The organism is Bradyrhizobium sp. 157 (assembly GCF_023073815.1).
GTDB lineage: Bacteria > Pseudomonadota > Alphaproteobacteria > Rhizobiales > Xanthobacteraceae > Bradyrhizobium.
The window spans coordinates 46,146-65,685 of record NZ_JADPKF010000038.1; the positions used below are offsets into that span (position 1 = coordinate 46,146).

Annotated in this window: 20 protein-coding genes; 12 read left to right on the forward strand and 8 right to left on the reverse strand. The window is 63.1% G+C overall.

Translation table 11 applies throughout. From position 1 onward, the window contains the following. Nucleotides 1-16: 16 nt before the first annotated feature. The 3 genes from plsY to IVA95_RS08715 are packed head-to-tail and all read right to left on the reverse strand — an operon-like array spanning nt 17 to nt 2,903. Nucleotides 17-610 (reverse strand): glycerol-3-phosphate 1-O-acyltransferase PlsY, encoded by a 594-nt coding sequence (gene plsY / locus IVA95_RS08705; protein WP_247510144.1) that lies wholly within the window; start codon nt 608-610, stop codon nt 17-19. A 33-nt stretch (nt 611-643) separates the two neighbouring features. Next, nucleotides 644-1,945, reverse strand: a complete 1,302-nt coding sequence (locus IVA95_RS08710) for a dihydroorotase (protein WP_247510145.1) — start codon at nt 1,943-1,945, stop codon at nt 644-646. Nucleotides 1,946-1,949: 4 nt separating this feature from the next. Further along, nucleotides 1,950-2,903: an aspartate carbamoyltransferase catalytic subunit gene (locus IVA95_RS08715; RefSeq protein WP_213252022.1), complete on the reverse strand. Its 954-nt coding sequence runs from the start codon at nt 2,901-2,903 to the stop codon at nt 1,950-1,952. A 244-nt stretch (nt 2,904-3,147) separates the two neighbouring features. On the opposite strand from IVA95_RS08715, the gene IVA95_RS08720 reads away from it, so the two are divergent. The 3 genes from IVA95_RS08720 to IVA95_RS08730 all read left to right on the forward strand — a co-directional run bounded on the left by IVA95_RS08720 (nt 3,148) and on the right by IVA95_RS08730 (nt 6,527). After that, nucleotides 3,148-3,894: a M15 family metallopeptidase gene (locus IVA95_RS08720; RefSeq protein WP_247510238.1), complete on the forward strand. Its 747-nt coding sequence runs from the start codon at nt 3,148-3,150 to the stop codon at nt 3,892-3,894. A gap of 22 nt (nt 3,895-3,916) precedes the next feature. Further along, a complete protein-coding gene (locus IVA95_RS08725; RefSeq protein ID WP_247510146.1) occupies nt 3,917-5,557 on the forward strand; it encodes an isovaleryl-CoA dehydrogenase in 1,641 nt (546 codons plus the stop codon). 187 nt (nt 5,558-5,744) lie between these two features. After that, a complete protein-coding gene (locus IVA95_RS08730; RefSeq protein ID WP_247510147.1) occupies nt 5,745-6,527 on the forward strand; it encodes a type II CAAX endopeptidase family protein in 783 nt (260 codons plus the stop codon). Here IVA95_RS08730 and IVA95_RS08735 read toward each other — a convergent pair. From IVA95_RS08735 to IVA95_RS08745, 3 genes are all read right to left on the reverse strand, one after another. Then, nucleotides 6,524-7,453 (reverse strand): AEC family transporter, encoded by a 930-nt coding sequence (locus IVA95_RS08735; protein ID WP_247510148.1) that lies wholly within the window; start codon nt 7,451-7,453, stop codon nt 6,524-6,526. The two genes, IVA95_RS08730 and IVA95_RS08735, sit on opposite strands and share 4 nt — an antisense overlap. A gap of 2 nt (nt 7,454-7,455) precedes the next feature. Continuing rightward, nucleotides 7,456-7,938: a Holliday junction resolvase RuvX gene (ruvX, locus tag IVA95_RS08740; RefSeq protein WP_247510149.1), complete on the reverse strand. Its 483-nt coding sequence runs from the start codon at nt 7,936-7,938 to the stop codon at nt 7,456-7,458. A gap of 85 nt (nt 7,939-8,023) precedes the next feature. Beyond that, a complete protein-coding gene (locus IVA95_RS08745) occupies nt 8,024-8,959 on the reverse strand; it encodes a cyclase family protein (protein WP_247510150.1) in 936 nt (311 codons plus the stop codon). A gap of 199 nt (nt 8,960-9,158) precedes the next feature. On the opposite strand from IVA95_RS08745, the gene IVA95_RS08750 reads away from it, so the two are divergent. Further along, nucleotides 9,159-9,380 (forward strand): hypothetical protein, encoded by a 222-nt coding sequence (locus tag IVA95_RS08750; protein WP_247510151.1) that lies wholly within the window; start codon nt 9,159-9,161, stop codon nt 9,378-9,380. A gap of 166 nt (nt 9,381-9,546) precedes the next feature. Further along, the gene (locus IVA95_RS08755; RefSeq protein ID WP_247510152.1) at nt 9,547-11,709 is read left to right on the forward strand and encodes a DNA/RNA non-specific endonuclease; all 2,163 of its coding nucleotides are present in this window, start codon (nt 9,547-9,549) and stop codon (nt 11,707-11,709) included. Nucleotides 11,710-11,721: 12 nt separating this feature from the next. Here the strand turns inward: IVA95_RS08755 and IVA95_RS08760 are convergent, their stop codons facing one another. Then, entirely contained in the window at nt 11,722-12,603 is an 882-nt protein-coding gene (locus IVA95_RS08760; protein ID WP_247510153.1) for a LysR family transcriptional regulator, read from the reverse strand. A 102-nt stretch (nt 12,604-12,705) separates the two neighbouring features. Between IVA95_RS08760 and IVA95_RS08765 the strand changes: the two genes are divergently transcribed. Both IVA95_RS08765 and IVA95_RS08770 read left to right on the forward strand, forming a co-directional pair. Then, the gene (locus IVA95_RS08765; RefSeq protein ID WP_247510154.1) at nt 12,706-13,737 is read left to right on the forward strand and encodes a nitronate monooxygenase; all 1,032 of its coding nucleotides are present in this window, start codon (nt 12,706-12,708) and stop codon (nt 13,735-13,737) included. A 126-nt stretch (nt 13,738-13,863) separates the two neighbouring features. Continuing rightward, nucleotides 13,864-14,940, forward strand: coding sequence for a nitronate monooxygenase family protein (locus tag IVA95_RS08770; RefSeq protein ID WP_247510155.1), 1,077 nt, complete (start codon nt 13,864-13,866; stop codon nt 14,938-14,940). 14 nt (nt 14,941-14,954) lie between these two features. Here the strand turns inward: IVA95_RS08770 and IVA95_RS08775 are convergent, their stop codons facing one another. After that, complete coding sequence (locus tag IVA95_RS08775; RefSeq protein ID WP_213252013.1) at nt 14,955-15,134, reverse strand: hypothetical protein; 180 nt, start codon at nt 15,132-15,134, stop codon at nt 14,955-14,957. Between the two features lie 371 nt (nt 15,135-15,505). Between IVA95_RS08775 and gatC the strand changes: the two genes are divergently transcribed. The 5 genes from gatC to gatB all read left to right on the forward strand — a co-directional run bounded on the left by gatC (nt 15,506) and on the right by gatB (nt 19,319). Further along, nucleotides 15,506-15,793, forward strand: coding sequence for an Asp-tRNA(Asn)/Glu-tRNA(Gln) amidotransferase subunit GatC (gene gatC / locus IVA95_RS08780; RefSeq protein ID WP_247510156.1), 288 nt, complete (start codon nt 15,506-15,508; stop codon nt 15,791-15,793). Nucleotides 15,794-15,864: 71 nt separating this feature from the next. Continuing rightward, nucleotides 15,865-16,071, forward strand: a complete 207-nt coding sequence (locus IVA95_RS08785) for a hypothetical protein (RefSeq protein ID WP_171582027.1) — start codon at nt 15,865-15,867, stop codon at nt 16,069-16,071. Further along, a complete protein-coding gene (gene gatA / locus IVA95_RS08790; RefSeq protein ID WP_247510157.1) occupies nt 16,068-17,543 on the forward strand; it encodes an Asp-tRNA(Asn)/Glu-tRNA(Gln) amidotransferase subunit GatA in 1,476 nt (491 codons plus the stop codon). Before IVA95_RS08785 ends, gatA begins: the two co-directional genes overlap by 4 nt. 1 nt (nt 17,544) lies before the next feature. Further along, nucleotides 17,545-17,838, forward strand: coding sequence for a hypothetical protein (locus tag IVA95_RS08795; RefSeq protein WP_247510158.1), 294 nt, complete (start codon nt 17,545-17,547; stop codon nt 17,836-17,838). After that, the gene (gene gatB / locus IVA95_RS08800) at nt 17,835-19,319 is read left to right on the forward strand and encodes an Asp-tRNA(Asn)/Glu-tRNA(Gln) amidotransferase subunit GatB (protein ID WP_247510159.1); all 1,485 of its coding nucleotides are present in this window, start codon (nt 17,835-17,837) and stop codon (nt 19,317-19,319) included. The genes IVA95_RS08795 and gatB overlap by 4 nt, the downstream gene beginning before the upstream one ends. Nucleotides 19,320-19,540 lie beyond the last annotated feature (221 nt).

The window sequence follows — 19,540 nt, forward strand, 5'->3', positions numbered from 1 at the left end:
CTCTACGGCAATACACCTATCTCGCCCCGATCCGTCCCTCAGTCCCGGCCTGCAGCCGCTTGATGTTCTCGCTGTGCTTCCAGAACAGCAGCAATGTCAGCACGACGAACAGGGAGGCCAGCGCGGGGTGACCAAACCACCACAGGAACAGCGGTGTGACGAACGCAGCGACCAGTGCCGATAGCGACGAATAGCGCGTGGTGACGGCAGTGGCTAACCAGATCAGGCAAAACATTACGGCTGCCGGCCAGAACAGGCCAATCAGCACGCCGATATAGGTGGCGACGCCTTTGCCGCCGTTGAATTTGAGCCAGACCGGGAAGAGGTGACCGAGGAAGGCGCCGAGCGCGCCCAGGATCGCTGCATCGGCGCCGCCGAAATAGCCTGCGATCATCACCGCAGCGGTGCCCTTGAGCATATCGCCGATCAGCGTCGCAGCGGCGAGGCCCTTGCGCCCCGTGCGCAATACGTTGGTGGCACCAATGTTGCCAGAGCCGATCGAGCGCAGGTCCTGCGTGCCGGCGACTGTGGTCAGCACCACCCCGAAGGGAATCGAGCCCAGCAGATAGCCGAGAATGAATGCCAACGGCAGCCATACTTCAGGTGACATTGCCGTTACTCCACGCGTGCTGGTTCGGACGAATCAGACGTGTTCATAAACTGTCCGCCCGCCCACGATAGTACGCACGACCCGTCCCGAGAAGCGGGCTTCGTCGAACGGCGTGTTCTTGCACTGCGATTTGAGGTCGGCGGGATCGAGCACCCAGGGCGTATCGGGGTCGATGACGATCACGTCGGCCGGGGAACCCGCCCGCAGCGAGCCGCCGGGCAGGCCGAGAAGCTCCGCAGGGCGGGTCGACATCGCCCGGATCAGCGTCTTGAAGTCCATCTCGCCGTTGTGGATTAGCCGCAGCGCCGCCGGCAGCATGGTCTGCAGCCCGACCGCGCCGGAAGCCGCTTCCGCGAACGGCAGCCGTTTCACCTCGACGTCCTGCGGATTATGATCGGACATCACGACATCGACCAAACCGGAGGCGAGGGCTGCGACCAGCGCGAGGCGGTCCTCCTCGGTACGCAGCGGCGGCGACAGTTTCAGGAAGGTGCGGTAGGGACCGATGTCGTTTTCGTTGAGCGTAACGTGGTTGATCGACACGGAAGCGCTGACGTCGAGGCCGGCGTCGCGTGCGCGCTTGAGGATTTCCAGCGACTCGATCGACGATAGCGAGGCCGCGTGATAGCGCCCGCCGGTCAGCGCGACGAGCCGCATATCGCGCTCCAGCATCACGGCTTCGGCGGCGTTGGGAATGCCGGCGAGTCCAAGCCGGGCGGCGAACTCGCCCTCGTTCATCACGCCTTCGCCGACTAGGTTGGGATCTTCGGTGTGATGCACGATGAGTGCGTCGAAGTCCCGCGCATAGGTCAGCGCCCGCCGCATCACCTGCGCATTGGTCACGCTCTTGTCGCCGTCGGTGAAGGCGACGGCGCCGGCGGCCTTCAAGAGGCCGATCTCGGTCATTTCCTGGCCGAGCAGGCCCTTCGTCAAAGCCGCCATCGGGTGGATACTGACGATCGCGGTGTCGCGGGCGCGGCGCAGCACGAAATCGACAGTCGCCGAATTATCGATGACCGGCGAGGTATCCGGCTGGCAGATGATCGTGGTGATGCCGCCGGCGGCCGCCGCAAGGCTTGCGGACGCAAAGGTCTCGCGGTGGCTGGCGCCGGGCTCGCCGACAAAGGCGCGCATGTCGACCAGGCCGGGGGCGACGATCTTGCCGACGCAATTGATGATGTCGGTGCCTTCAGGCACGCCGGCGGCGCCGATGCCGCGCCTGGAGTCACGGATCGTTCCGTCGGCAATCAGGACATCGCCCAGGCCGTCAAAGTCCCTGGAGGGATCGACGACGCGGGCATTGGCGAGCAGGATCGGGCGGCGGTCGGTCAGCATGATCTCACGCGTTCGGCAGGTTGCGGGCGAGTGCTTCAAGCACCGCCATCCGCACTGCCACTCCCATTTCCACTTGTTCACGGATCAGCGATTGCGCGCCGTCGGCCACAATCGAGTCGATCTCGACGCCGCGGTTCATCGGGCCGGGATGCATCACCAGCGCGTCCGGCTTGGCGTAAGCGAGCTTCTTCTGGTCGAGGCCGAAATAGTGGAAGTATTCGCCCGACGACGGCACGAACGAGCCGTTCATGCGCTCGCGCTGCAGCCGCAGCATCATCACGATATCGGCGCCATTGAGGCCCTCGCGCATGTCGCGCGCGACCTCGACGCCCATCCGCTCGATGCCGCGCGGCAGCAGCGTGGAGGGAGCGACAACGCGGACGCGAGCACCCATGGTGTTGAGCAGGAGGATATTGGAACGCGCCACGCGGGAATGCATCACGTCGCCGCAAATCGCGATCACGAGGCCTTCCAGCCGGCCCTTATTCCGGCGGATGGTCAGCGCGTCCAGCAGCGCCTGGGTCGGATGTTCGTGCGCGCCGTCGCCGGCATTGATCACGGAACCGTCAACCTTGCGCGCCAGAAGTTCCACCGCCCCGGAGGCGTGGTGCCGCACCACCAAAATATCCGGGTGCATGGCGTTCAGCGTGACGGCGGTGTCCATCAGCGTCTCGCCCTTGCGGATCGAGGACGAGGACACCGACATGTTCATGACGTCGGCGCCAAGCCGTTTCCCCGCCAGTTCGAACGAGGATTGGGTTCGGGTCGAGGCCTCGAAAAACAGGTTCACCTGGGTGCGACCGCGCAAGGAGGTGCGCTTTTTGTCCACCTGGCGGTTGAGCTCGACATATTCCTCGGAAAGGTCGAGCAAGCCTGTAATATCGGCAGCGGAAAGCCCCTCGATTCCCAGCAGATGCCGGTGTCCGAGGACGAAGGTCGATTTCGATGCAGGGCTCATTAAAGCGAGAGCTATAGGCAGAGATGCCACGCAGGGCAAGTCTCAAATCCCCGGTGCGGACTTATCCCCTAGGGCCTCGACGGCAGGCAAATGGGTCTCCCACTGTTCGTGCCTGGGGATTCCACTAGAATGGCCGGGATCGGCACGCGGTATATCGGACCTTGGAAAACGTGCGGCATTTCATTCAATGCGTTCGGATCACGTGGGCAGTGGCGTGACCGTCGGCAGGGGTGCGGCAAGACGGATGGCACTCGCGGCGATATTCGCGGTGGCTTGCATCGCAAGCGCAGCCGCGCAGGCGCCAAAATTGCCCGCCGGTTTCGTCTATCTGCGTGATATCGATCCGACCATCATTCAAGATATCCGCTACGCCGGTTCGAACAATTTTGTCGGCCGGCAGCTGCGGGGCTATCAGGCCGCCGAATGCGTGGTGAAGCGCGAGGTCGGCGTGCTCTTGAAGAGCGTTCAGGAAGAACTCGCGCTGCAGAACCTGTCGCTGAAGATGTTCGATTGTTACCGCCCGGCGCGCGCGGTGGCCGATATGGTGGCGTGGTCGCGCGATGGCCGCGAAACACCGGCGCAGAAGCGCTACAATCCCTCGTTCAGCAAGGCCGATTTGTTCCGCCTGGGCTATATTGCCGAACGTTCTGGGCATTCGACCGGTGCTGCGCTCGATCTCACATTGGTTGATCTGAAGACCGACAATTCGGCCACCTTCGATCCCAACAGGGACTATGCCGACTGCATCGCCAACATGAACCTGCGCGCGCCGGAAGGCAGCGTCGACATGGGTACCGGCTATGATTGTTCCGACCCCAAGTCGCACACATCAGCGAAATCCATCACCGCGGTCCAGCGGCGCTGGCGCGAGAAGCTGGTTGAGGTGATGGCGCAGCGAGGATTTGTAAACTATTCGAAGGAGTGGTGGCACTTTTCGCTGCCGGGCGCGGGCGGGCAGGCTTATGATTTCCCGATCACATCGCGGAAATGACTTAACGGTTCCAGGATCAGCCATGAGCCAGGCAACATTTTCGACCCACGAAGTCTTCAACCAGTCGCCGCCGTTCGAGGATGTCGATCTATACGTGGCCGACCGGCCGCTGGTCGATGCAGTCGCCGCCAATGGCGGCGCTGCGACAGAGGGCGAACTATCCGACTTCGGCAAGCATTGGGGTTCCGCGGCGATGGCGGAGCGCGGCCGCATCGCCAACGAGAATACGCCCAAGCTGCGCACCTTCGATGCACGCGGCAATCGCCGCGACGAGGTCGAGTTTCACCCCGCCTATCACGAATTGATGGCGCATAGTGCGCATGCCGGCGTGCACAATTCGACTTGGACCGCCGAAGGCAAACCAGCCGGCGGTGCGTCCGAAGTCGTGCGCGCAGCAAAATTCTACATGGCCGCGCAGGTCGAGACCGGGCATCTCTGCCCGATCACCATGACGCGGGCCTCTGTTGCTGCGCTCGCGGAACAGCCTGACCTATTGGAGAAGGTGATGCCGGTGCTCGGTACACGGTCTTACGATCCGGCGTTTGCGCCGTGGTGGACCAAGCGTGGCATGACGCTCGGCATGGGCATGACCGAGAAGCAGGGCGGCACCGACGTGCGCTCCAACATGACGCGGGCGGAGCGCGACGGCAGCGCCTACCGCATCACCGGCCACAAATGGTTCATGTCGGCGCCGATGTGCGACGCCTTCCTGGTACTGGCGCAGGCCGAGCAGGGATTGACCTGCTTCTTCATGCCGCGCTTTACGCCCGACGGGTCCGTCAACGCGATCCGGTTCCAGCGGCTGAAGGACAAGCTTGGCAACCGCTCCAATGCTTCCTCCGAGGTCGAGTTTCATGGCGCCCATGCCGAGCGCGTCGGCGCCGAAGGCAAGGGCGTCCGCACCATCATCCAGATGGTGCAGTTGACGCGGCAGGATTGTGCGATCGCCTCCGCCGGGCTGATGCGATCGGGCCTGGCGCATGCGCTGCATCACGCTAGGCATCGCAGCGTATTCCAAAAGCATCTCGCCGATCAGCCGCTGATGCAGGCGGTGCTCTCGGACATGGCGCTGCATGTCGAGGCCACCGTCGCGCTGGTGATGCGGCTATGCCGTTCGTTCGACCGCGCGCCTGACGCCAAGGAAGCCGCCTATATGCGGCTGCTGACGCCGGCGATCAAATACTGGGTATGCAAGAGCGCGCCGGGCTTTCTCTATGAAGCGATGGAATGCCTTGGCGGCAATGGTTACGTGGAGGAGGGCATTCTGGCGCGGCATTACCGGGAGTCGCCGGTCAATGCGATCTGGGAAGGCTCCGGAAACGTGATGTGTCTCGACGTGCTGCGCGCGCTGTCACGCGAGCCCGAAGCGGCGTCCAACATCGTGCATGAACTGACCGGCGAGACGCTCGGATTGCCGGGCGCGGGTGAAGCAACCGCGTTCATCGGCAAGTCGTTCCACCGGCCGGACAGCGAGCGTGTGGCGCGGCTGGCGGTCGAAAAGCTGGCGCTGCTCGCGGCTGCTGCCGCGCTCAATGCCGTGTCGCCGCACCATGCCGAGCTGTTCGCAGCCACGCGCCTCGGCGGCAATCACGGCGGCATGTATGGCGCGGTCGATCTGGATAGCGGCGACATCCGCGGCCTTCTGGAGCGCGCACTGCCGTGAATAGGTTTTTCATCGTCATGGCCGGGCTTGACCCGGCCATCCACGTCCTGCTTTTGCGCGGTGCTAAAGACGTGGATGCCCGGCATCCGTCTCCGCCAAGGCTTCGCCGGGCCACAAGTGCGCTCGGCCGCCGAAGCTTCAGCGAAGGCGGCAAGGCCGGGCATGACGACAACGAGAAAGTCACTTGATGGACTCCCTCACCACCGCAAGTTCCGCTGCCGTACCACCTGCGACGTCAGATCAGCGGCCGCCACGCGCCTGGAAATTCTGGGGCACGACGCTGTGGGGCCTGTTCATCTTCGCCGCGGTGTTCCTCGGCCAAGCCACGGTCATCATCTATTTCGTGCTGCGGCAGGGCGGATCGTTCGACATCACTGAGGCGATCCGGGTCATTGGCGCCGGCCTGACCATCTCGCTCTCCGTCATCCTCGGATTGCCTGCCGTGCTGCTGGCGACGTGGATCGCGATCCGCCCGACGCGCATTCCCTTTGTCGATTATCTGGCGCTGCGCTGGACCACATGGCGCGATTTCTTCGTCGGTCTCGCCGCGCTGGCTATTCTCGTCGGCGGCTGGGACCTGCTGTCGCGCGCGCTCGGGCGCGAGGTGACGCCGGGCTTCATGGGCGAGGTTCTGAAAACAGCGCAGGCCGAAGGTGCGCTGTGGCTATTGGTGATCGCGTTCGCCGTCGCGGCACCGATGTGGGAAGAGATCTTCGCGCGCGGGTTTCTCTATCGCGGCTGGTCGGAGTCGCGGCTCGGCGTCGCCGGCGCCATCTTCCTGTCATCGCTAGCCTGGACCTCGCTGCACCTGCAATACGACTGGTTCTTTTTCGGCGAAGTGTTTTCGATCGGCTTGCTGCTGGGCTATCTGCGCTACCGCACCAATTCGACCTGGCTGACCATCGTCCTGCACGGCATCAACAATCTGGCGGCGACCATCCAGACTTTCTGGCTGGCCGGCTCCAACTAGCACATGGCCGCCAGCGCAATCGCAATCGGCATTGTCACCGCCGCCAGAATGGTCTGCAGCGTGATGATCTGGGCCAATAGCGGTGCGTCGCCGCCCATTTGCCGCGCCAGCACGTAAGCCGAGGAAGAGGTGGGCACCGCGGCGCAGGCCGTCACGATGGCAAGGTTCGCACCCGAAACTCCGAACCAGAGCGCCAGCGCGACCGCCATCACAGGCATCAGGATCAGCTTAAGGAACAACGCGACTGACGCGGCGAGGCTCGGCCGGAACATGCCTTCGAGGTGCAGGCCGGCGCCGGTCACCAGCAAGCCGATGGCGAGCGAGGAACGTCCGAGCGCATCGGCCACCTCGTGCCAGAGTTTGGGAAGCGGGATGTGGGTGACGTTGAGCGCCAACCCGATGACGCAGGCCCAGATAAAAGGATTGAGTGCCACGGTCGCGACGATGGTGCCAACCGAGCGCTTTTCCGGCGAAGCGTAGTGGGCGAGCACGGAAACGCTGAACACGTTGACCAGCGGAATGATGGCGACCATCGCGACGGAAGCCAGCGCCAACCCGAGGTCGCCGAACAGGCTGCCGGATACGGCGAGAGCGACGTAGGTCTGCCAGCGAGTGGCGCCCTGGAAAATCGAGGTGAAAGCCGGACCGTCGACCGATAGGCGCGCCAGCAAGGGCCGTAGCGCCAGGCAGAGCAGCGACATCAGCAGGACCGAGAGCAGCAGCGCGCCGCCAACGCCGGCCACCGGCACCTTACTCAGGTCGGCCTTGACCAGCGTCTGTACCAGCAGGACCGGAAACAGCACGTAGTAGGTCAGCCGTTCGAGCCCTTGCCATTGCGCCTCGGGCCGGATCAGGGTCCGCTTCAGGATGAAGCCGAGCACGATCAGCAGGAACACCGGCAGCAGCGCCGCGATGACGACCGCCATGCTCAGCGATTCCTGCGCAGTTTTGCGAGCCGGTCCAGCGCGCCCTGCAGGATGAACATCGCGGCGTGCTCGTCGATCACCTCGGCGCGGCGGGCGCGGGAAACGTCCATTCCGATCAGCTCGCGCTCGACCGCCGCGGTCGAAAGCCGCTCGTCCCATAAGGCAATGGCAAGCCCGGTGAGATTGGAGAAATTGCGGGCAAAGGCGCGGGTCGATTGCGCGCGCGGCCCCTCGCTGCCGTCCATGTTGATAGGCAGCCCGAGCACGAAGCCGACCGCGTTGCGCTCGCCTGATATCGCGAGCAGCCGCGCCGCGTCGGCCTTGAAGGCCTTGCGCTGGATGGTCTCGACGCCGGTCGCCAGCCGGCGGTCGGGGTCGGACACGGCGACGCCGATGGTCTTGGTGCCAAGGTCGAGGCCGATCAGGGCGCCACGCTCGGGCCAGTGCGCCACGGCGTCGATCAAGGGGAGGATGGGGGCACGCATCGCCCCGCTTAACACGCGCCGCGTCGCCCAGGCAAAGCCGATCGCGGCGTGGCATCCATGCGAGAACGCCACGCCGCGCTTGGTGCTACCGGATCGCGACCGGGTTGATCATGCTCTGCACCGCGCCCTTGAAGCGCGGCTGACCGAGGACGAACAGGAACTCGTAGGCCCTGTCCCGGGCCAGTTCAGCGGTGTTCATGTTTTCGAGGATATAGGTGCCGTTCATCGGCAACAATATCTGGTGCACCTCGAAAACGTTCTTGGTCTCGAACGGGACCGCTTCGACGCCCCAGGTATCGGCGCCAACAGCGACGACGCCCTTGCCGGTGAGATACTTGGCGCCTTCGACGCCGAGACCGGGTTCACCGGCGCCGAAACGCTTGTCGTCCTTGCCGATCAGGCTGAGCCAGCCGGTATGGAAGATCACGACGTCACCCTGGCGAATTTCGACGCCCTGCTTCTTCGCGACTTCCTCGATCTCCTTGGTGTTGAAGGCGGTGCCTTCCTTGACCACGTCGGTGTTGTAATGGGCGGCCATGTCAAGCAGCACGCCGCGGGCAACCATCGGCGGAATCTTCTCGACGCCGAGCTTCTTCAGCCCGGTGGGATCAGCGAAATCAGCTAGCTTGTTGCCGTTGTAGTAGACGTGCTCGACGCCGATATGGCCGAGGCCATCGAGTTGGCTGCCGACGCCAACCCAGCCGTCGATGAGGTCGTCATTGTAGGTAGTCTTGGTCGGTCCGAGGCCGGGGCTTCCCGCTTGGCCGGGTTGCACGACGGTGATCTTGAAGGCGCGCGGCGGATAGGCCGGCGTCGTGGAGTCGACGGGAATGCCGAGTGCGTAGGTCTTGCCGGTCTTGACCAAGCCCGCTGCCTTCACGACGAGTTCAGGCGTCATGTAGTTGGCAGCGCCGATCTCGTCGTTGGGTCCCCATTTCGATTTCGTCCAGTCTTGAGCGCTTGCCGTTCCGACCGTACCCAACAGGGCAGCAGAACAGCACAACACGAAAGCGTTGCGCATCGCAGTTCCTCCCAGATGTTGACGTTATGGTTTTTGGTAACTAGCGGCTCATACTAACGTAGCGGTGCGCGGCGGCTAGAAATTTTTCGAGCTGTTGCGTGTGTTGCGATGGAAAGCCGCGAGTGCTGCGCCGCAATTCGATGTGTTGCAGAATTGAGGCAGCGGAATTTTCGCGCAACGGAACGCGTGGGGCAGTTCAGTGGATGCGCTTAGCCTGTTTGGCTTGTTCGCGGTGACCGCGATGCTGGTGGCCTACGCGCTGGAGGACCGCAGCCACTGGTTCATCCTTGCCTTTGCCGGCGCATGCGCGCTCGGCTCCATGTACGGATTTCTGCAGGGCGCCTGGCCGTTCGGGCTGGTCGAGGCGATCTGGGCCGGCGTCGCGCTGCGGCGCTGGTATGTCAGGTGCGGTTGGGCGTAGTTTGCTCAAGCGTTGACGTTATGGTTGTCGTTCGGTAGTTTATCGTATTCAGGTAGCACGCCTTTTAAATACATTTTTTTCTCCGCGGCCGAATGGACGCTCTCGCAAGCATATCGCGACAGGAGACTACTGGATCGCGTTTCCACTTTATTGATTGGAGATAACGATGTTTATGAACCCCGCACTCATCAACGCCTCAGAACGACGTTTCAAGCAAGCAGACTTCGCGCCAGCCGCCCTGAACAGGAAACTCGGCGACGGACCAATCCCGATGACGGTCGAGCAAAAGAGGGCCCGCATGCGCCAGTTGCTGGCGCAAACCGATAATACCGTATCGGCGCGGATCGGGCTTGAACGGATCATCAACGGCAATGAACTCGACAGCATCAACTACTTGGCCAAAGGTATCGTCGCCTCGCGCTCGGTCTGTCGCATCCAACTCAAGGACGCGCGCTCAAACCTGGTCGGTTATGCGTCGGGTTTCTTGATCGGCCCCGGTCTGATGATGACCAACAACCACGTATTCGGCCGGCCGGCAGACGCCATCAATTCCGTGGCCGACTTTGACTATGAATTGGATATTGCCGGCATGGAGCGGGAGCCCGTCCGGTTCGGCTTCGAGCCGAACAAGCTCTTCTACACCAATGACCGGCTCGACTACTCGATCGTCGCTGTGGCGCCGGTTTCGCTAGCCGGCGGCCGAAGGTTGATCGATTGGGGCTGGCTGCCGCTGAGTGGGCAGCCGGGCAAGGGCGATCCGGGTGAATATCTGACGATCATCCAGCATCCCAGCGGGCAGCCGAAGCAAGTGTGCGTCCGTGACAACAAGCTTCTGAAGTATGTCGGGGATTTCGCTTGGTACATGACCGACACCAGTTCGGGCTCATCGGGCTCTCCGGCGTTCAATCGGTTCTGGCAAGTTATCGCCATCCACCATAGCGGCATCGCGAAAAAGGATGCGCAGGGCCGCACTCTCACTAAGGACGGGAAGGTATGGGACTCGTCGATGGACGAAACCTCGATCAACTGGATCGCCAACGAGGGAGTCCGTATTAGCGCCATCGTGGCCGATCTCAAGTTGACGGTCGGCTCGCATCCGTTGGTGAAGCCGGTACTCGATGAGGTGCAGCCACCGCTACCAGCTGTGACGGAAAAGGCCGCGATGCCGCCGCTTAACGGAAATGGAAGCGATCATGATGTGTGGTTCGAACAGTCCGGCAACGTGACCTCGCTGGTAGTTCCTCTGCGCATTCCCGTGCCATTCTTCAGGAAGAACGGCCATATCCTGCCGGAGGCTGGCCCGATCCAGCCGGCCACGGCACCAGTCGCCGGTCCCGTGAACGGAGCGCGCATCGGCCTGCTCACGGGTCGACCGATGGAGTCCGTGCATATCGACCAATCCACCTTGGGATCGCGGTCCGGCTACAAACCGAACTTCATCGGCGCCGGAAAATTCTCGGTGCCGTTGCCGAAGATCCCGGCCTCCCTGAAATCCAGGATCGCTACGCTGAAATCGAATCCTTCGAAATCCGAACTGAAGTACTTCAACTATAGCGTCGTCATGAACAAGGTGCGCAAGCTCGCCTTCTTCACCGCCGTTAACATCGACGGCGGCGCGCAGCAGGATGTCGGCAAGCGCGAGGGCGATTCCTGGCTGCGCGACCCGCGGATCGACAAAGACTTCCAGGTCGGCAATGAGTTCTATGGCAAGCAATCGACGTTCGAAGCCGACCGGAGCGCTAATCCGTTCGATCGCGGGCATCTGGTCCGCCGCCTCGACGCAACCTGGGGCAATAGCGTCGATCAGGCCAAGGAGCACGGCGACGATTCCTTCCACTTCACCAATTGCTGCCCGCAGTTCTGGTCGTTCAACCAAGGCAAGCAATTATGGGCAGGGCTCGAGGACTACACGCGCGACGAGCTGCTGAAACGGCGGGAAAAGGGCGTGGTCATCACCGGACCGATCTTCGATGGTCCCGATGCCGACGGTGCCGATCTGCCCGATCCGGCGGGCAGACCGCACAAGGACCCGGTCTTCGGTGGCTTGGCGATCCCGAAATATTTCTGGAAGATACTGGTCAGCAAGGGTAACGGCCGCCTCAAGGCGGCGGCGTTCATTGTCAGCCAACGTCATCTGATCATGGATATCGACCGCATCCACGACGCGGAGAAGCTTTCTGCTGAGGACGTCGAGGTCTTCCAGGTCTCGATCTCCGACATCGCGAAACTCACCAAGCTCGACTTCGGCAAGCTGGCGCAGGCCGATTCCCACGAAGCAACCGGAGTGGGCCCGCGCCTGATCCAAACCTTCGACGACATCAGAATTTAGCCAGTTGAGATATCAGGCGGCGATGACCTCGCCGCTATTTTCCAGGCAAGCGGCAAACCCCTGCAGGGCGCTGTATTGATGAGCCGTGCGACGGGTGATGAAAAGCGTCTCGACGCGTGCCTGCGCCGGGTTCAGCGTGTGGACGTTGACCGTGTCGTTCCGCCCGACGACGGCGCGCGGCAGCAGCGTGACGCCCATGTCGGCGGCGACGCAGCCGATCATGCCGTCGAGCGTGCCGAGTTCGAACCGGGCGGAAGACGGCCAGCCGAATTCCGAAAACACCTGTTCGAGCCGCTGCCGGTAAGTACAGCCGGTGCGGAACACCAGCGCGGTCGGTCCAGATTCCGGCGTGCCCGCGCGTAACGCGCCGAGGCTCTGCCAGCGCCGTGCCGTGACCAGCACCAGTTCTTCGCGGAAGGCAACCGTCGCGTCGAGTTCGGCATGCTCGATCGGACCGGCAACGAAGGCGCCATCGAACGTGCCGTTGAGCACGCCGGCCACGAGGTCAGCCGTTGTCGAGGTCCGCAGGCTCAATTGCACCGCCGGAAAGCGGCGATGGAATTCAGCAAGCAAAGAGGGCAGGCGTACCGCGGCCGTCGTCTCCATCGAGCCAATCGAAAGCGGCCCCTTCGGCTCGCCATCGTCGCGCGCGGCCAGCACCGCCTCGCGCGACAGCGCCGCCATCCGGTCGGCATAGGGAAGCAGGCGGCGGCCGGCGCCGGTCAGCGTCATGCCGCGGCTGTGCCGTTCGAACAACGTGGTGCCGATCTCGGCTTCCAGCGCCTTCACGCGCTGAGTGACGTTGGACTGCACGGTGTTGAGTTCGTCCGCGGCGCGGGTGATGCCGCCGAGCCGGGCCACGGCCGAGAAGGTGACGAGATCGCTCAGCTCCATGGCAGCTCCGTTTCTTTCTAGAGATGGGAGAATTCTATAGTATTCATTTTTGGAGAATGATAGTCCGGCCTAGACTGCCTGTCTAGTTTGCAGGGAATGGGCATGCCGATCTCCACGCCATTGACCGCCCGTCTGGGCATCCAGCATCCGATCCTGTCGGCGCCGATGGATGTGATTGCGGGCGCGCGCCTAACGTCAGCCGTCAGCGCTGCCGGCGGGTTCGGCATTCTCGGCGGCGGCTATGGCGACCGGGCGTGGTTGGAGCAGGAGGCGGCCAAGCTCGCCGATGTCTCCGATCCCTTCGGCATTGGCTTCATCACCTGGAGCCTTGCGAAGCAGCCGGCGCTACTGGATGTCGCGCTTGAAGCCGGTCCGCGAGCGATCATGCTCTCGTTCGGCGATCCCACACCCTTCGCACCGCGCGTCAAATCATCGGGCGCGTTGTTGATCTGCCAGGTTCAGGACGAGGATATGGCGCGACAGGCGCTCGATGCAGACGCCGACATTCTGATCGCACAGGGAACGGAAGCTGGCGGCCATGGCGCCTCGCGCACCACGATCGACATTGTGCCGGCGATTGTTGATCTGGCGGCCGGCCGGGTGCCAGTCGCAGCAGCAGGCGGGATAGCCGACGGCCGCGGGCTTGCGGCGATGATGATGCTGGGCGCTTCCGGCGTGCTGCTCGGCACCCGCTTTTATGCGAGCCAGGAATGCGACGGCGCGGACGAAGCCAAGCGGCGCATCTGTACCGCAACCAGCGGCAACAGCGTCCGCGGCATCATTTTCGATCTCTCGCGCAACAATGTCTGGCCGGCGCCGTTTACCGGCCGCTGCTTGATCAATGATCATGCGCGACGCTGGATGGGACGAGAGGTCGAACTGATGCAGAATATCAAAGCGGTCGCTGCCGAATATGCGGCGGCGAGAGCGGCGGGCAATTTCGATATCGCTGCCGTCATCGCGGGCGAAGCCGTCGGGCTGATTCACGATATCCCGCCGGCCGGCGAGATCGTTGAAAGGATCGTCACCGAGGCGGAGCAGATATTGGGCGGGCGGCGTAACTCGACGATCACTTCTTCTTTCCCTTCTCCCCTTGTGGGAGAAGGTGGCGCGGACATAATCCGCGCCGGATGAGGGGTTTGTCTCCGCGGACACAAACCCCTCACCCGTCTCGAATGAGCTTCGCTCATTCGAGACGCCCTCTCCCACAAGGGGAGAGGGGGATGCAGCAGCCGAGCAATATAACTAGCGAGCACAACCATGTGGCCAGATCGCCGGATCATCGACCTCTTCAAGACCGAATTTCCGATCGTGCAGGCGCCGATGGCTGGCGCCGTGGACGCCGAGCTCGTGATCGCCGCAGCCGAGGGTGGGGCGCTCGGCTCGCTGCCGTGTGCGATGATTTCGGCCGAAAAAGCACGCGAGCAGGTCAACATCATCCGCCAGCGCGTCTCGACGCCGCTCAACATGAACTTCTTCTGTCACAAGCCGGTCGATGCCGATCCCGCGCGCGAGGCCGGATGGAAGTCGCGGCTTGGCTCTTATTACAAGGAATTGGGTATCGATCCTGCCGCGCCCATCAGCGCCGCCAACCGTGCGCCGTTCGACGAGGCGATGTGTGCGGTGGTGGAAGAACTGAAGCCGGAAATCGTCAGCTTCCATTTCGGCCTGCCGGACCCGGCGCTGGTCAAGCGCGTCAAGGCGGCGGGCTGCATCGTGATGTCCTCGGCAACCATCGTGAAGGAAGCAATCTGGCTGGAGGAGAACGGCGCCGACGTCATCATTGCGCAAGGTGCGGAAGCCGGCGGCCACCGCGGCATGTTCCTGACCGACAATATCGCCCAGCAGCTCGGCACGTTTGCGCTGGTGCCGCAGGTAGTCGACGCAGTGAAAGTGCCTGTTGTCGCAGCCGGCGGCATCGCCGACGGGCGCTGCATTGCGGCGGCTTTCGCGCTCGGCGCGTCCGGCGTGCAGATCGGCAGCGCCTATCTGCGCTGTCCGGAGTCCAAGGTGATCGGACCCGCGCGCACGGCGCTGGCCCAGGCGCATGATGATTCCACCGTCATCACCAATGTCATGACCGGCCGTCCTGCGCGTGGCGTTGCCAATCGTGTCATGCGCGAGGTCGGACCGATCTCGCCAGATGCGCCGGCATACCCGCATGCCGCAACCGCACTCGGGCCGCTGAAGGCCGCGGCCGAAAAGCTCGGCAAGGTCGATTTCACCAATCTGTGGGCCGGGCAGGCGGTGCGGATGGGCCGCGAAATGCCGGCGGCGGAATTGACCCGTTCGCTCGCGGGGGCTGCGCTGGCGCGGTTCGGGGCGCTAAGCGGATAAATCCCATTCGCTGCTCAGTGCGCCGGCTCGTCGCGCCTGACGTCCAGGTGCTCCGCGGCCAGCGAACGGTAATGTGCTGCCATCTCCTTGTAGTGCTGCCTGGAGATGGGATCGGTCGCATTTTCGGCGCGGCGTTCGAACATCTCCGCCTTTTCCCGCAGGATTTTAGCCTGGGAGATTTTAGCCTGGGACATGGCTCTCCTCCCGTTTGGGTCAGGTTAAGCAGGCGAGGTAGACGATCGCGACGCCGAGAACGGTCCCGATGGACCAGAGGGCGGATCCCAGCTTTCCGATCCGGCGCGGTCATTTTCGATGGTCGACATGACACGGCCTCTCGATGTTCCGGCCGCGACTATATCCCCGACTGTTTCAGGACTACGTCAATCGGTAAAAATGGTTTCGTCGGGGCGCTTTTGCGCAAGAAATCTGCGCTTCGCACACGAAATCTTGTGCATCACTGCAAGGGCGACCGAAAGGGCCTGCGAGCGCCTGTTCCCGCGGTTGCGGCGCAAAAGCGGCCTCTGCTATACGGCGGGTGCGAATTCCCCGTTTGAGGCTTATATTTATGTCCGTTGATGCCGCCACCGTTCGCCGCATCGCGCATCTTGCGCGGATTGCGGTCACCGAGGCCGAGGTTCCCCATCTGCAGGGCGAGCTGAATGCCATGCTGGCTTTCGTGGAGCAGCTTTCGGAAGTGAACATCGACGGCGTTGAGCCGATGACCTCGGTGACGCCGATGGAAATGAAGAAACGGCCGGATGTGGTCAGTGACGGCGAGATTCCCGACGACATCGTCAGGAATGCGCCGGAGACGCAAAACCATTTCTTCCTGGTGCCGAAGGTGGTGGAGTAGAGCGTAGCGTTTTCGAGCGAAGTGGGTACCGGTTCGCGTGAAGAAAACGCGTCAAACAAAAGAGTCTTCCGATGTGTCTGCTCTGCGACGATGAAAAGGCCTATCAGGCCTATATGAACTATCTCGACGCGATGGAGCGGCAGGGCAAAGCCGCCGATCCCGACAAGGCGATGGATGCCGTCCTTGATCAGCTCGAGGCAGCTGACAAGGCGCGCGCCAACGATCCCGCCAACGACAAGACGCTTTCTCCGTTCTTCTGCAGCCCGATCAATAAATGACCGACCTGACATCTCTGACGATCGCGGAGGCCCGGGACGGCCTCGCGAGCAAGTCTTTCACCTCGCTTGAACTGACGGATGCGCATCTTGCCGCGATCGAAGCGGCGCGTTCGCTCAACGCCTTCGTGCTGGAAACGCCCGACCAGGCGCGTGCAATGGCGCGCGCGGTCGATGCGAAGATTGCCAAGGGCGAGGGTGGGCCGCTTGCCGGCATTCCGCTCGGCATCAAGGATCTGTTCGCAACGAAGGACGTGCGCACCACCGCGTGCTCAAAGATCCTCGGCAACTTCGTGCCGCCGTACGAATCGACCGTGACCTCGCAGCTCTGGCGCGATGGCGCCGTGATGCTCGGCAAGCTCAACAACGACGAATTCGCGATGGGCTCGTCGAACGAGACCTCGTGCTTCGGCCCGGTGGTCAATCCATGGCGGCGCGAGGGTTCCAACACCACACTGGTGCCGGGCGGCTCGTCCGGCGGATCGGCCTCCGCCGTGGCGGCGCTGCTCTGCATGGGCGCGACTGCGACCGATACCGGCGGTTCGATCCGCCAGCCTGCAGCGTTCACTGCGACCGTCGGCGTCAAGCCGACCTATGGGCGCTGCTCGCGCTGGGGCATCGTGGCGTTCGCGTCCTCCCTCGACCAGGCCGGTCCGATCGCGCGCACCGTGCGCGATTCCGCGATCCTGATGCGCTCGATGGCGGGCCACGATCCGAAGGACACGACCTCGGTCGACATCGGCGTGCCCGACTATGAAGCCGCGATCGGCAAGTCGGTGAAAGGGATGAAGATCGGTATCCCGAAAGAGTATCGCCTCGACGGCATGCCGGCGGAAATCGAAAAGCTCTGGACCGAAGGCGCGGGCTGGCTGAAGGCGGCCGGCGCCGAACTGGTCGAGGTGTCGCTGCCGCACACTAAATACGCGCTGCCGGCCTATTATATCGTCGCGCCGGCGGAAGCCTCGTCCAACCTCGCGCGCTACGATGGCGTACGCTATGGGCTGCGCGTGCCGGGCCGCAGCATAGGCGAGTTGTACGAGAACACCCGCGCGGAAGGGTTTGGGGATGAAGTGCGCCGCCGCGTCATGATCGGCACTTATGTGCTCTCGGCCGGCTATTACGATGCCTATTATCTGCGCGCGCAAAAAGTGCGCACGCTGATCAAGAAGGATTTTGAGGACTGCTTCGCCAAGGGCGTCAACGCGATCCTGACGCCGGCGACACCCTCGGCCGCTTTCGGCGTCGGCGAAAAGGGCGGCGCTGATCCGGTCGAAATGTATCTCAACGACATCTTTACGGTGACGGTGAACATGGCGGGGCTGCCGGGCATCGCCGTGCCGGCCGGCAAGGACGCGCAGGGACTGCCGCTTGGGCTGCAGTTGATCGGCCGTCCATTCGATGAGGAGACGCTGTTCTCGCTCGGCGAAGTCGTGGAGCAGGCGGCCGGCCGCTTCACGCCGCCGCGCTGGTGGTGATATGACGGATTTCCGCGCCAGCCTGACGGATGCCGCGCCAGCGCCGGGCCTGCAACCGCCGCTGGCCGCGTTGTGGTGGGCTGCCAAGGGCGACTGGGACCGGGCGCACAAGATCGTTCAGGACGAGAGCGATGCGAACGCCGCCTGGGTGCACGCCTATCTGCACCGGGTCGAAGGCGATCTCGGCAACGCCGGCTACTGGTACCGTCAGGCCGGCCAGCCGGTCGCGAAGGATTCTCTGGAAGCCGAATGGGAGCGGATCGTGGCCGCGCTGCTCGGGGGTGGAAAAGCATGAACGTGTCAATCAAACCCGGAAAACTGATCAAGGGCCAGACCGGCGACTGGGAAGTCGTGATCGGGATGGAGGTGCACGCCCAGGTCACCTCGAAATCAAAACTATTCTCCGGCGCCTCGACCGAATTCGGCGGCGAGCCGAACAGCCATGTGTCGCTGGTTGATGCCGCGATGCCGGGCATGCTGCCTGTCATCAACGAGGAATGCGTCAAGCAGGCTGTCAGAACCGGGCTCGGCCTCAACGCCAAGATCAACCTGCGCTCGGTGTTCGACCGCAAGAACTATTTCTATCCGGACTCGCCGCAGGGCTACCAGATCAGCCAGTACAAGTCGCCCGTGGTGGGCGAGGGCGAGATCGTGGTCGAACTCGACGGCGGCAGAACCGCCACCATCGGCATCGAGCGGCTGCATCTGGAGCAGGATGCCGCAAAGTTGCTGCACGACCAGTCGCCGACGATGTCCTATGTCGACCTCAACCGCTCCGGCGTGGCGCTGATGGAGATCGTGTCCAAGCCCGATATCCGCGATGCCGAGCAGGCCAAGGCCTATGTGACAAAACTTCGTTCGATCCTGCGCTATCTCGGCACCTGCGACGGCGACATGGAGAAGGGCTCGTTGCGCGCCGATGTGAACGTTTCCGTGCGAAAGCCGGGCGGGCCGCTCGGCACCCGCTGCGAAATCAAGAACATGAACTCGATCAACTTCATCGGCCAGGCGATCGAGTACGAGGCGCGGCGCCAGATCGAGATCATCGAGGATGGCGGCACGATCGACCAGGAGACGCGCCTGTTCGACCCCAACAAGGGCGAAACGCGATCGATGCGCTCCAAGGAAGAGGCGCACGACTATCGTTATTTCCCGGATCCCGACCTGCTGCCGCTCGAGTTCACGCAAGACTATGTCGATGAGCTCAAGGCGAAGCTGCCGGAACTGCCGGACCAGAAGAAGGCGCGTTTTATCGAGAGCCTCGGCCTGTCGCCCTACGACGCCGGCGTGTTGGTCGCCGAGCGCGAGAGCGCGGTCTTCTATGAGACCGTGCTGGCCGGTCTTGCCGATAAGGCACGCGACGGCAAGCTCGCAGCGAACTGGGTGATCAACGAGTTGTTCGGCCGTCTGAACAAGGAAGGCCGCGATATCGCGGCTTCACCGGTATCGGCGGCGCAGTTGGCCGCGATCGTTGGCCTGATCGGCGAGGGTACGATCTCCGGCAAGATCGCAAAGGACTTGTTCGAGATCGTTTGGACGGAAGGCGGCGACCCGCGCGAGCTGGTCGAAGCGCGCGGCATGAAGCAGGTCACCGATCTCGGTGCGATCGAGAAGGTCGTCGATGACATCATCGCCGCCAATCCGGACAAGGTCGCACAGGCGAAAGCCAAGCCGCAGCTCGCCGGCTGGTTCGTCGGCCAGGTGATGAAGCAGTCCGGCGGCAAGGCCAATCCGCAAGCTGTCAACGATCTGCTGAAGGCGAAGCTCGGCATCTGAAGCGTCCCGTAACGGGACGACTCCGTCGTTGATGGCGCCGCGATTGATGCGCGCGAGCGTGTTTCTATCGTCGATCGCGATCTAAAATTCACCCTCGCGCCCGATAGCGCAGTTGCGAATCGGTCTTCCGCGATTCGCAAAAAAGTTCGGTTTTGGCGAGCGGCGATGAGACGCCAACGCTGTGCCCACGAAAATTTTTTTATTGCCAAAATTTGCGACTC